The sequence below is a fragment of the Carnobacterium divergens genome, assembly GCF_900258435.1.
Lineage (GTDB): Bacteria > Bacillota > Bacilli > Lactobacillales > Carnobacteriaceae > Carnobacterium > Carnobacterium divergens_A.
On record NZ_LT992558.1, the window covers coordinates 2,132,843 to 2,144,880 of the forward strand.

Sequence of the window (12,038 nt, forward strand, 5' to 3'; positions counted from 1 at the left end):
AATAGGGGTATTTTCTGTAACGTAAGGTGATTGACATTCAATTGAAGGGAGGTTTTCCTATGAAAAATCAACAAGATTTAATGAACTGTATTTCAAATAATCCTGAGTTAATGACGATTCTATCAATTGTCGAAGAATTGCATTTGCCACAAGCTTGCCTTTATGCTGGAACGATTCGAAGTACCATCTGGAATCATTTATCAACTAAAAAAAATCACTTATCCAATGATCTTGACATTATTTTCTTTGCTCCTGATGTTTCCTATGAATCCACTCTTCTGATTCAAGATCAACTTCAAAAAATGTATCCTTTTTATCAATGGGAACTAAGAAATCAATGTGACATGCATCGACACAATCCCAATACGTTACCTTATCGTTCTGTCGAAGACGCGATTAGTAAATTCCCAGAAACTTGTACAGCAATCGGAATTCGAATGAAAAATGAAACACTTGAACTGATTGCGCCTTATGGTATTTCTGATTTAATTCATTTTAAGGTAGTACCTACACCTTATTATCAAGCAGATCCTAAAAGAATGGCCATTTATAAACAACGAGTGTATCAAAAAGCCTGGCAGGAAATCTGGCCCAATGTAACACTTTACTGGGATTAAGGATCGAGCTCTTTCTTAACTTTGTGATTTTACTCTTGCTTTTAGTGTGTAAACGAATAAGACGGTCTTTTCAAAGAGGTTTTTGGGCTGGAATCTCCTTATTTTTTTACTTATTTTCGTTAGTTGAGTTGTCTTAATTTCATCTGCTAATACGTCAAAATCAACACCTACTCCCATTACGAATGGAACCTTCAACTGATTTATATATTCGTCAATCCAATATTCTTTTTGAGGGCTTGGAAAGGCTACAAATAAAATATCTGCTTGTGACTTTTGAATTTCTTTCACTACTTCTAGTGGATCTTCTCTTTTTAAATAACCAATAGAACAACCTGCAATGTCAATTGTTGGATGCATTTTTTTTATATAATTTACTGCGCCTTCAAGTGCTGTATCCTTTGATCCAAAAAAATATGGACGGTAACCATGTTCCTCACATTTTTTTAGGAGCTCAATAAATAAGAGCTTGGTCGAAACGATTTGATGAAGTGGTCTCTTCAACACTTTACTAGCATATAAAATTGCAGGGCTAGCTGTATTAATTAGCGGGGATTTATTTACGATTAATCTAAGGGAGAGATCTTTTTGCATTGCATTAATCTTACTTGGATCGATTGTAATGTGTTGACTGGGTTGTTTTTTTTTGATGATTTCCTCAATTTTCACGACAGATTCTGCTAATGTGACATCATCTACATTGCAATTTAAAAACGTTACTCTCATGAATAGGTTTCCTCCTTATTAGCTAGTCTTTACAGACTGAATAATAGTTCTCAATTTTTTTACGATTTAAAATATAGGGCTTATTTGTAGATAATAAACATTCCATTGCAACAAATTCTTTAAAAATTTTGGTGATTGTATTCACGTTGCAATTGCAGTAATTTGCTACAATGCGAGTGGTCATTTCTTTGGGTAAATAGTAATATTCCTGATCTTCACTTCCAAAATTAATTGCTAGTTTTTCCATTACTTTTAATAGTCTCTTTTTTAAAGGAAGTCCTAACAAATTTCGATGCGAAATCAAACTATTTAAAGCGCTATGCATATAATTAATATGGAAAATAGCCCCTTCTTGGATTGAAAATATTTTAGCAAGCAACTCTTCTTTCCCTATCTTTACTAATACGGCAGGCGTTAAACTAATCACGCTCAAAGAAGCTTTTTCCCCGACAAATAAATCATAGAGACCAATTACTGATGTGGGTCCTATTAAATCAACAATTTGATTGCCTTTCTTTAAAATAAATATTCCTTCTTTAATAAAATAAAAAAATTCATGTACTGTATTTTCTTCAATGACTATTTTTTTTCTTGGAACATTCATCACTTGCGGTTTAATCTTGACATTATGATGATCTAATATTAAATCGGCTAGTTTTTCATTGCCAAATAAATTTTTTATCGTATTTTTCCCATATAGACTATCCATTGCTACCTCCATCCATAAATGCCAAATGAACACTATTTACTATTACATTTATTATATAGTTAGAAACTGATTAAAAGTTAAAGTGAAAATCTAATAATTAGACTTTTGGCCGAATAAATAATGAATTTTCCGTTGTATTTATATTTTTATGGACAAAAAAAAAAGCTATCAATTAAAAATTGATAGCTTTTTGAAATTTCTTTTTAATAGCGGCCATAGCCTACAATAAATTTATCCCAATAATAAGCGTAGTTCGCATAAGCAACTCCTGATGAAGATTGTGAGCCGATAAAGGTTGAACCACCTGCATAAATTCCTACGTGATCAATCTCGCCACCTGATTGTGAGAAGAAGACTAAATCACCTGGTTGTGGGTTAGAAACTTTTGTTGAAGCAGCGTATTGTGCGGAAGCAACTCGTGGAATTGAAATTCCTGCTCTTGCAAATACATATTGTGTAAATCCTGAACAGTCAAAGCCATTGGTTGTTGTTCCACCCCAAAGGTACGGAATTCCTTGTAAAGGATTGGCAATTGCTTGTAAGTTGCTCCATGAAGCACCGCCACCAGCTGGTGGTGTTGGTTTTACTGGCTCTGGATCTGGTTTTACAGGTGCTGGATCTGGCTTAACGGGTGTTGGATCTGGTTTCACAGGTGTTGGTGTTGGTGCTGGTGCTGGTGTTGAATTACCTGATGTTCCATTGTTATTTGCAACGAGTGTTGGTGCTGATTGTTCTGAATCTTTAGTAGAACTTGAATCAGCTGTTTCTTTAGTCGTTGCAGAGGCTAATTGAACAGCTTTTGCTGATTCCTCTTTCGCTGAAGTAAAGGCAGCGACTTGTTTTTCAGCTTCTGCTTTTTGAGCTAAGAATTTAGCTTTATCGCCTTCAGCTGTTGCTGTATCTGCTGCTAATTGAGCAACTACTACTTCTTTTTCCATTTTTTGTTTTTCTAGCTTGCTTTGTGTTGATTCAAGTTGTCCAGCCAATGTATTTTGTTGGTTGACTTTCTTTTGTGTTTCATCTTTCTTTGTTTTCACTGCTTCTTTGTCCGCTACTTGTTGTTGAACTAAACCGCGGTTAGCAGAAACCATTTTACCAACAACGTCGATTCGGCCAATTACATCAGAAAGAGATTCTGCACTAATGATAAATTCTAAGTAATTTTGACTGTCGCCAGTTACTTGAACAGAACGAGCTTGTTCTTTTAATTGATCATTTCGTTGGTCAATTTTAGCTGTTAATGTTGTAATGTCTTCATCTAATTGTTTCATTTCAGAATTCGCTGCTTGGATTTCTTTTAATAATCCTTTTGCTTTTGCTTCGTTGTTAGAAATTGAAGATTCAACTGTTTCTAAATCCGATTGAACACTTGTTGATTTAGACTTTAATGAGTTGATTTTGCTATCTTGTTCTTGAATTTGAGTTTCGACCGAATCTGCATGGGAAACAATAGGTAAAATCATTGAGCTAAATGTGATTGTTCCTAAGATGGCAATATTCATTAATTTCTTATTCACGATTTCATTCCTCCAAAGTATCATTCTTTTTTATTTTCATCATTTATTGTTTAAATTTTAAAGTTTTCCTTAACGTCTACTTAGTATAGCATACTTCACTTTCAAATTAGATATCTATTAGATTACAATAAAATTTCATTCACCTTGTTATTTATCACATTCTTAAGAATTCTATTACTTATTTGTCATAATTGACTGCCATTCTAAAGGAACAGTTCATTGTGTGGTCATTTATCAACCCGGCTGCTTGCATAAATGCGTAACACGTAACAGGTCCGATAAAAGAAAACCCTCTCTTTTTTAGGTCTTTAGCCAGTTGATTCGACAATTCAGTTTGTGCTGGAACTTCTGCAATCGTTTCAAATTGGTTATCAATCGTTTGGTAATCAACAAAAGACCATAAATAACGATCAAAACTTCCCCACTCTTTTTGAACCTTAATAAAAGCCTGCGCATTTTTAATAATTGAGTTTATTTTTAACCGATTGCGGATAATTCCAGCATTATTCATTAATTCTTCCACTTTTTCATCTGAATAACCAGCTATTTTATGATAATCAAACTGATCTAACGCTTCACGATAATTTTCACGTTTTACTAAAATCGTTGACCAACTCAAACCTGCCTGCATCGTTTCTAAAATTAAGAGCTCAAATAAACTGTCTTCCGAATGATGGGGGTTTCCCCACTCTTCATCATGATACCTACTATCTAACTCTTTTTTTGCCCAAGCGCATCTTTCCATTTTTTTAGCCTCCCAAATTTCGTTACTGCTTTTATTATAGATGACAATCATTAACTTGCAAGTATCTGCCTATGTGAGGTTAAACACAAGCATAATTGCTAGCTAATCATTTTAATTCATGTTAAAGTATAGTGTCAATCTATCTTATTTAATTGATGGGAGAAAATTTAGGAGGATTTACTATGTCAAAAGATTATCGTGTTTTACTTTATTATCAATATGTTACGATTGAAGATGGTGCAGAATTTGCAAAAGAACACCTTCAGTTTTGTAAAGATTTAGGTCTTAAAGGCCGTATTTTAGTGGCCGATGAAGGAATCAACGGAACCGTTTCTGGTACAGTAGAAGAAACACAGCGTTACATAGATGCGATGCACGCTGATTCACGTTTTGCTGAAACTGTTTTTAAAATTGATACTGAAAATCATGATGCTTTCAAAAAAATGTTTGTTCGCTACCGTCCTGAGTTGGTTTCTTTAAACTTGGAAGATGATATTGATCCACTTAAATTAACCGGTGCCTACTTAAGTCCTAAAGAATTTAGAGATGCTATTTTAGATGAAGACGTTGTGGTCATTGATGCCCGTAATGATTATGAATATGATTTGGGTCATTTTAGAGGAGCTGTTCGCCCTGAAATCCGCAGTTTCCGCGAATTGCCTCAATGGATTCGTGAGAACAAAGATCAATTTATGGAAAAACGCGTTGTTACCTATTGTACTGGTGGCATTCGCTGTGAGAAATTTTCTGGCTGGTTAGTCCGTGAAGGGTTTAAAGATGTTGGTCAATTACATGGCGGTATTGCGACTTATGGAAAAGATCCAGAAGTACAAGGCGATTTATGGGATGGTCAAATGTATGTCTTTGATGAACGAATTAGTGTTCCTATCAACCGCAAGGAGCATGTTATCGTTGGGAAAGATTGGTTTGATGGAACCCCATGTGAGCGTTACGTAAACTGCGCAGACCCTAAATGCAACCGTCAAATCTTGACTTCACCAGAAAATGAAGCGAAATATTTACGTGGCTGTAGCCATGAATGTCGTGTTTCGCCTGAGAATCGTTATGTGAAAGAACAACACTTAAGCATTGAGGAAGTCGAAGCTCGTTTAGCTGAAATTGGCGAAAAACTCCCTTCAAATGTTTAATAAAAAAAGGCTTTGTTGACGTAAACGTCAACGAAGCCTTTTTTCTTATCCTAAAACCAAAGAATCTTCACTCATTACTTGACCACTATTTTTTTGGAATAAGGTCAATAAATCAGGAACGGTTAATTCTTGCTTTTGCGCCCCTTTAATATCTACTACAATTTGCCCATTATATAACATAATTAAACGATTGCCATACCGAATCGCATCTTCCATATTATGAGTAATCATTAGAGCCGTTAGTTTTTTTTCTTCAATTACTTTTTCTGTTAATTCTAAGACAGATTGGCTAGTTTTTGGATCAAGAGCCGCTGTATGCTCATCTAATAAAAGTAATTTGGGTGTTACTAACGTTGCCATTAATAATGTAACGGCTTGACGTTGGCCACCTGAAAGCAATCCCACTTCCATTTTCAATCGATTTTCTAGTCCTAAATTAAGTTGTTGCAACTGTTCTTTAAAAAAAGCGCGTTGTGCTCCCTTTACGCCTTTTGATAGACCTCTCTTTTTCCCTCTTTTATAAGCAACTGCTAAATTTTCTTCAATCGACAAACGCGTTGCCGTTCCCATACGAGGGTCTTGAAATACTCGTCCAATATAAGTGGCTCGTTTGGCTGTTTTTTGGTTAGTAACATCAACACCGTCCACTAAGATTTCTCCTTCATCAACAGAGAAGCTACCAGCGATGCTGTTTAACAAAGTTGATTTACCAGCACCGTTGCCGCCAATAATCGTAACAAATTCGCCAGCTTCTAAGGTTAAATCAATGCCTTTTAACACATGATGTTCATTGATAGTTCCTACTTCAAAGCTTTTATGAACGCCCTTTAATTCTAAAATAGTGCTCATGCTAATTTGCCTCCTTTTTTCTTGCTTTTTTTCATTCCTTTTAATTTACCACGCAACAATGGTGTTGAAAGTGCGATGGCCAAAATAAGTGCTGAAAATAATTTTAAATCAGTTGGTGCTACGCCTAATTGTAAAACGATATCAATAATCAAACGATAAACGATGGCTCCAATGACGATTGTCATCAGACGTTTTACAAAAGTTAAATGGCTGAAAATAACTTCTCCAATAATAAGCGAAGCTAGTCCAATCACAATTGTGCCAATTCCCATGCTAATATCCGCATACCCATTATTTTGTGCTAATAATGCTCCTGACAAGGCAATCAAACCATTACATAACATATACCCTATAATTTTCATTAAATCAGTATTAATCCCATTGGCTTCACTCATTTCCTCGTTGTCTCCTGTTGAATGAATGGCTAACCCTATTTCCGTACTAAAAAAGAAATACAATACCACTATCACAATAGCAACTGCGATGCCTCCGACAATTAAAACAGCTGTTTGATTGGTCATTCCTAGTAAAGCCAAACTTCTCATAATTGTTTTTTGACCTAGCAATGAAATATTCGCTTGTCCCATGATTCTTAGGTTAATCGAATACAACGCCGTCATTGTTAAAATACCCGTTAATAATGCTGGGATTTTCAATTTAGTATGCAACAAGCCTGAAACTAAGCCTGCCCCCATGCCACCTAATAGCGCCATTAAAGTGGCAATAATAGGGCTAGTCCCAGCCACAATTTGACTTGCACAAATAGCCGCGCCTAGCGGAAAACTTCCCTCCGCTGTTAAATCGGCGATATCTAAAATACGATACGTTAGGTAAACCCCAATTGCCATAATTGACCATAAAAGACCTTGCGAAACACTTGACATGATAATATCCATTTAAGTTATCTTCCTTCCTATATAACAACACTTTGTGAGTCGTTATTTTTTGATTTTAATGCTTGCAGGATCAATTTCTAGTGCTTTTGCCATTTTTTGATTGACAACAAGTTCCAGGTTTTTAGAGGTTTCAATGGACAACTCTTCTGGTTTGGCTTCACCTTTTAAAATTTTAACAGCTAATTTTCCTGTTTGACGTCCTAGTTTTTCATAATTGATTCCGTAAGTTGCTAAACCACCCTCTTCAACCATATCTGTTGAACCAGCAATCACGGGAATTTTAGCTGCTTCCGCGATTTCACCCACTGTCGACATTGTTTTTGCTAAGGTATTATCTGTTGGAATGTAGATTCCATCAACTTGTTTTGCTAATGACGTCATCACTTGTTGAACATCATTAGTTGAAGAAACTGTTACTTCTTTTACTTTAACCCCTGATTTTTCAAGCGCTTTTTTCGCTAATTTTGATTGAATTTCCGAATTTTTTTCACTTGCATTGTAAATAATTCCTACTGTTTTAGCTTCCGGTACGATGGATAACAACAAGTCTGTTTGTTCGTCAATTGGCACCATATCGCTTGTTCCAGTAACATTTCCGCCTGGTTTTTCATTGCTTGTTACTAACCCTGCTGAAACGGCATCTGTCACGGCTGTGAATAAAACAGGAAGGGTTGTGGTTTCATTGACAACAGATTGTGCTGCAGGTGTTGCGATGGCTAGAATGACATCATTTTTATTTTTTACTAAGCGTTCACTCATACTTTTCAAATTCGATTGATCCCCTTGAGCATTTTGGTAATCTAAGGTCATATTTTTTCCCTCTTCATATCCAGCATCTTTCAATTCTGCAACAAAACCTTTGCGTGCTTGATCCAATGAATTGTGTTCCATATATTGTAAAACGCCAACTTTAACTTCCTTTTTGTTCTCACTTTTTGAATTTCCGCCAGTACATCCCGCTAATAACCCTAACGCTACTAATCCTGTTAAACTTGCAATTGCTATTTTTTTCATCTTTTTTTCCTCCAATTTTTTATTATTTAATAATTAAGAATTTTCAAACTATTATAGTTCCTTTAACGCTACTCCTATCTGTTTAATTTGTTTTGAAGACACAAAAACACCTCTTTAGATTTTGATCAGTAAAATCTAAAGAGGTGTCCCTGATTCCCTATTGAGGAAAAATAAACGATAAAGCCACTCTAGATCATTACTCATCTATGTGGCGAATTTTGTGTAAGTCAAAATGCTCTAGCCATATAGATACAAACATTACGGTTTGTACCCATGAAGGTTCATGTTTACAAACACTATCTAAAATAGCTAAAGAAGAAATTATTCAGTTGTGTTGGGTATACTTGTTCGTTTTTCATAACCATCACTCACAATCTAAATTTGTTAGTCAAAGTATAACTATAATCAAAATAAATGTCAAATATTTTTTTATTTTAATTAATTTAAAATAGTGCTCTAATTTTCTTGAATTATTTGGTATACTTGTAGGAACAGTATTTTAAGGAGTGAACCTATCTTGGAAAACCTTTATCAACGTTTTAAAACTGTTGTTCAAAAATTTGGATTGTCAAAACAATATTTAGCTGGTGATTTTTATCGTATTTGCCAGATAAGCCCAGACTGTTACAGTATCGCTTGTTTAAAAGTTGGACCTTGTGGGGAATCTCTTTACCATCCCCAACTAAAAGTGTCTACTCAACATCATCAACTGGTCATTTTATCCTATTTTGACAATGTTGAAACGCCCACTCAATCTGTTCTATTAAGTGAGGAATCAACTGAATTTTTAGAAACTAAACTTGAAATCTTACTTGCTAGATTTGAACACCTTCTTTCAATAGAACCTTCGGGTGATTCAGTTTAAATGATTTCATTTATTTTTAAAGCGCAAACATCTAGACGATTACTAATTTATATTTATTGAGGTGAAAAAAATGAATGATCCGCAGAACAATAATAATGGACCATCCATCAAAGAAAAAATTATCATGTCCTACAAACACTTAAAAGACGCTGTTAAAACGAAATGGCTTCACTTTAAAAATAACAGACTGATAAAAAAAGATTCAACCCTTTCTACTGAGGAAGTCACGCATGATGAAGCTAGTCCAAACAAAAGCCCCCTTAATGCTCTTAAAATGACATTCGTTAATGCGTGGACGAAATGGCGTGTTTATTTTACGGAATTAAGAGCTAAGCAACAGCTGAAAAATGAACATATCTCTCCACAAGATCGAAGAAAAAAATTATTTTTCCGATTTAATGTTGGGTATGGTGTTCTCAAAAATCTATTCTTAAGTTTTATCCTTTTTTTACTAATCAGCGGCGCTCTTTTTGCTGGTGTTGGTCTAGGATATTTTGCCTATCTCGTTTCAAATGAACAACCGCCAACTTACGAAGAGATGCAAAATGATATTGGCAATCTAGAACAAGTTTCAAACATGTATTTTGCTGACAGCACGCCAATTGGACAATTGAAAACAGATTTAAATCGAAAAGTTGTGCCTTTACATGAAATTTCAAAAGACTTGCAACATGCGATTGTTGCAACCGAAGATGAATATTTTTACAAACATCACGGTGTGGTTCCAAAAGCTGTAGCTAGAGCCTTAATCCAAGAGTTTACTGGTTCAAGCATGCAAACGGGTGGATCAACATTAACTCAACAATTAGTCAAACAGCAATTATTAACAAGTGAAGTTTCCTTTAAACGAAAAGCCAATGAAATTTTACTCGCTTACCGATTGGAAAATTATTTTACTAAAGATGAAATTTTAGAAGCTTATCTAAATGTATCTAGTTTTGGACGTAACAGTAGTGGTCAAAACATAGCGGGTGTTGAAGCTGCTGCTATGGGTATTTTTGGTATTCATGCAAGTGAGTTAAACCTTGCACAATCTGCTTTTATCGCTGGCTTGCCGCAGAGTCCCTCTATGTATACTCCTTATAACCAATTTGGCGAACTACGTCAAAATTTAACAGCCGGTACCGAACGTAAAAATACCGTTCTCTTTAGAATGTATCGTGAAAACTTTATTACTAAAAAAGAATATGACGAAGCCTTAGCCTATGATTTAGTAAAAGATTTCATTTCCCCTACCGAAGACATTGAAGATCACCATTATTCTTATGTTTACAATGCCGTTGAAAAAGAGGCACGTCGCATTATTATGAAGCAAATGTATACTGCTGATAAACTAACAGATGCAGACATTGAAGCAAACGACAATTTATATAACGTGTATTACAAACGTGCTGATTTTGAAATTCGTCAAAAAGGCTATGAAATTCATTCTACAATTAATAAGAATGTGTACGATGCAATGGCTGAAACGGTACAAGAATATGGCGATTCGCTAGGTCAAACGTATCATGCGACTGTATACAATGAAGTGACTGGTGAAAACGAAGAGATTCAAGAGCCTGTTCAAACAGGTAGCGTTTTAATGGATAACCAAACTGGCAAAGTGATTAGTTTTGTTGGGGGACGTGATTTTGACATTACACAAGTCGATCATGCATTTGATACACAACGTCAACCAGGTTCTACTATCAAACCATTATTAGTGTACGCACCTGCTTTAGAATCTGGCTTAATTACACCTGCTACCATGATTGCAGATACGAGCTTTACTTTTACACAACCAAACGGAGAAATTTGGGCACCTAAAAACTATGGCGGAACTATTAGTGGAAAATTTGTCAGTGCTAGAGATGCCTTAAAACGTTCTGCCAATGTCCCAACCGTTCAAATTTATAACGAACTCTTAAAAAATTCTAATCCTGGGGATTATTTGAAAAAAATGGGCATTCAATCCATCAATTCTTCTGAATACGGAAATCTTTCCCTTTCACTTGGCGGAACAGATACTGGCCCCACTGTCTTAGAACAAACCAACGCATTTGCAACACTTGCAAATGGAGGCACCTATACAAAAGCCTATTTAATTGATTCCATCACCGATAAAAAAGGAAACAGTATTTACCAACATGAAACGACTACAACTCCTGTCTTTTCACCACAAACTGCGTATCTTACTACTGATATGATGCGTTCGGTCGTTAATGAAGGAACAGGGAGTTCCATTCATAATTACTTGAATTTCACCGCTGATTGGGCTGGAAAAACAGGAACGTCACAAAACTTCCGTGACATTTGGTTTATTGCCAGCACACCTCAAGTAACCTTAAGTTCTTGGATTGGTTATGACAATCAGTATAGTAGTCACGAGCTTTCTCAAACCGATGGTTATGGCGATACAAGTCTGCGAAATTTAAGGTATTGGTCAAAATTAGCCAATGCGATCAACCGCGTTGATTCAACAATTTTAGGGACTGAAAAAAGTTTCAATCGTCCGGCTGGTGTGACTTATAGTTCAGTTTTAGACACTACTGGGATGAAACCATCTACCTTTACAGCTCCAAATGGATCAAGCATTACAGCTAGTGGCGCGATGATATCTGAACTATTTAATTCAAAATATCTACCCACTGCAACAAATTATCATTTTGCTTTGGGAGCAAATTCTTCAGAACTTTATAAGTATTGGTTCGAAACATATGTAAAAATTCAAGAAGAAGATCAAAAAAAGAAAAAAGCTGAAGAAGAAAAAGCCGAGAAAGAAAAAGCTGAAAAAGAGAAAACGGACAAAGAAAAAGCTGAGAAAGAAAAGAAAGAAAAAGAGAAAGAAACAAAAGAAAAAGAAGCTGAAGAGACAGAAACCAAACAAAATGAGGATGTACTTGAAATTAAAACCGTTCCTTAATATCTTCTATTCCTTACAAAAGTTTTCTTTTTACTTGTAACTAAAAAAACCAT

General features: G+C 35.3%; 11 protein-coding genes. 4 read left to right on the forward strand and 7 right to left on the reverse strand.

The window, feature by feature from the left end; translation table 11 throughout:
• Positions 1-59 precede the first annotated feature (59 nt).
• Positions 60-617 (forward strand): nucleotidyltransferase family protein, encoded by a 558-nt coding sequence (locus tag CDIMF43_RS10720; protein WP_233218316.1) that lies wholly within the window; start codon positions 60-62, stop codon positions 615-617.
• Positions 618-632: 15 nt separating this feature from the next.
• Here the strand turns inward: CDIMF43_RS10720 and CDIMF43_RS10725 are convergent, their stop codons facing one another.
• The 4 genes from CDIMF43_RS10725 to CDIMF43_RS10740 form a co-directional block, all read right to left on the reverse strand.
• Entirely contained in the window at positions 633-1,340 is a 708-nt protein-coding gene (locus CDIMF43_RS10725; RefSeq protein WP_109841959.1) for a WecB/TagA/CpsF family glycosyltransferase, read from the reverse strand.
• 22 nt (positions 1,341-1,362) lie between these two features.
• Positions 1,363-2,049, reverse strand: coding sequence for a Crp/Fnr family transcriptional regulator (locus CDIMF43_RS10730; RefSeq protein ID WP_162532934.1), 687 nt, complete (start codon positions 2,047-2,049; stop codon positions 1,363-1,365).
• Positions 2,050-2,252: 203 nt separating this feature from the next.
• Positions 2,253-3,566 (reverse strand): C40 family peptidase, encoded by a 1,314-nt coding sequence (locus CDIMF43_RS10735; protein WP_109841961.1) that lies wholly within the window; start codon positions 3,564-3,566, stop codon positions 2,253-2,255.
• Between the two features lie 178 nt (positions 3,567-3,744).
• Positions 3,745-4,311, reverse strand: a complete 567-nt coding sequence (locus tag CDIMF43_RS10740) for a DNA-3-methyladenine glycosylase I (protein ID WP_109841962.1) — start codon at positions 4,309-4,311, stop codon at positions 3,745-3,747.
• Positions 4,312-4,493: 182 nt separating this feature from the next.
• Here CDIMF43_RS10740 and trhO point away from each other — a divergent pair, with 182 nt between their 5' ends.
• The gene (gene trhO / locus CDIMF43_RS10745) at positions 4,494-5,459 is read left to right on the forward strand and encodes an oxygen-dependent tRNA uridine(34) hydroxylase TrhO (protein WP_074403317.1); all 966 of its coding nucleotides are present in this window, start codon (positions 4,494-4,496) and stop codon (positions 5,457-5,459) included.
• Positions 5,460-5,504: 45 nt separating this feature from the next.
• On the opposite strand, the gene CDIMF43_RS10750 is transcribed toward trhO, so the two are convergent.
• The 3 genes from CDIMF43_RS10750 to CDIMF43_RS10760 are packed head-to-tail and all read right to left on the reverse strand — an operon-like array spanning position 5,505 to position 8,218.
• Positions 5,505-6,308: an ABC transporter ATP-binding protein gene (locus CDIMF43_RS10750; RefSeq protein WP_074403318.1), complete on the reverse strand. Its 804-nt coding sequence runs from the start codon at positions 6,306-6,308 to the stop codon at positions 5,505-5,507.
• Positions 6,305-7,204, reverse strand: coding sequence for an ABC transporter permease (locus tag CDIMF43_RS10755; protein ID WP_074403319.1), 900 nt, complete (start codon positions 7,202-7,204; stop codon positions 6,305-6,307). Before CDIMF43_RS10755 ends, CDIMF43_RS10750 begins: the two co-directional genes overlap by 4 nt.
• 42 nt (positions 7,205-7,246) lie before the next feature.
• Positions 7,247-8,218: an ABC transporter substrate-binding protein gene (locus CDIMF43_RS10760; RefSeq protein WP_074403320.1), complete on the reverse strand. Its 972-nt coding sequence runs from the start codon at positions 8,216-8,218 to the stop codon at positions 7,247-7,249.
• A gap of 517 nt (positions 8,219-8,735) precedes the next feature.
• Here CDIMF43_RS10760 and CDIMF43_RS10765 point away from each other — a divergent pair.
• Complete coding sequence (locus CDIMF43_RS10765) at positions 8,736-9,083, forward strand: hypothetical protein (RefSeq protein WP_109841963.1); 348 nt, start codon at positions 8,736-8,738, stop codon at positions 9,081-9,083.
• A gap of 70 nt (positions 9,084-9,153) precedes the next feature.
• Entirely contained in the window at positions 9,154-11,985 is a 2,832-nt protein-coding gene (locus CDIMF43_RS10770; protein ID WP_109841964.1) for a transglycosylase domain-containing protein, read from the forward strand.
• Positions 11,986-12,038: the final 53 nt, after the last annotated feature.

Excerpts from the sequence above, each read along its gene's own strand:
- CDIMF43_RS10720 (WP_233218316.1), top strand. The coding sequence starts at position 60 with ATGAAAAATCAACAAGATTTAATGAACTGTATTTCAAATAATCCTGAG.
- CDIMF43_RS10725 (WP_109841959.1), bottom strand. The coding sequence starts at position 1,340 with ATGAGAGTAACGTTTTTAAATTGCAATGTAGATGATGTCACATTAGCA.
- CDIMF43_RS10730 (WP_162532934.1), bottom strand. The coding sequence starts at position 2,049 with ATGGATAGTCTATATGGGAAAAATACGATAAAAAATTTATTTGGCAAT.
- CDIMF43_RS10740 (WP_109841962.1), bottom strand. The coding sequence starts at position 4,311 with ATGGAAAGATGCGCTTGGGCAAAAAAAGAGTTAGATAGTAGGTATCAT.
- trhO (WP_074403317.1), top strand. The coding sequence starts at position 4,494 with ATGTCAAAAGATTATCGTGTTTTACTTTATTATCAATATGTTACGATT.
- CDIMF43_RS10750 (WP_074403318.1), bottom strand. The coding sequence starts at position 6,308 with ATGAGCACTATTTTAGAATTAAAGGGCGTTCATAAAAGCTTTGAAGTA.
- CDIMF43_RS10755 (WP_074403319.1), bottom strand. The coding sequence starts at position 7,204 with ATGGATATTATCATGTCAAGTGTTTCGCAAGGTCTTTTATGGTCAATT.
- CDIMF43_RS10760 (WP_074403320.1), bottom strand. The coding sequence starts at position 8,218 with ATGAAAAAAATAGCAATTGCAAGTTTAACAGGATTAGTAGCGTTAGGG.
- CDIMF43_RS10770 (WP_109841964.1), top strand. The coding sequence starts at position 9,154 with ATGAATGATCCGCAGAACAATAATAATGGACCATCCATCAAAGAAAAA.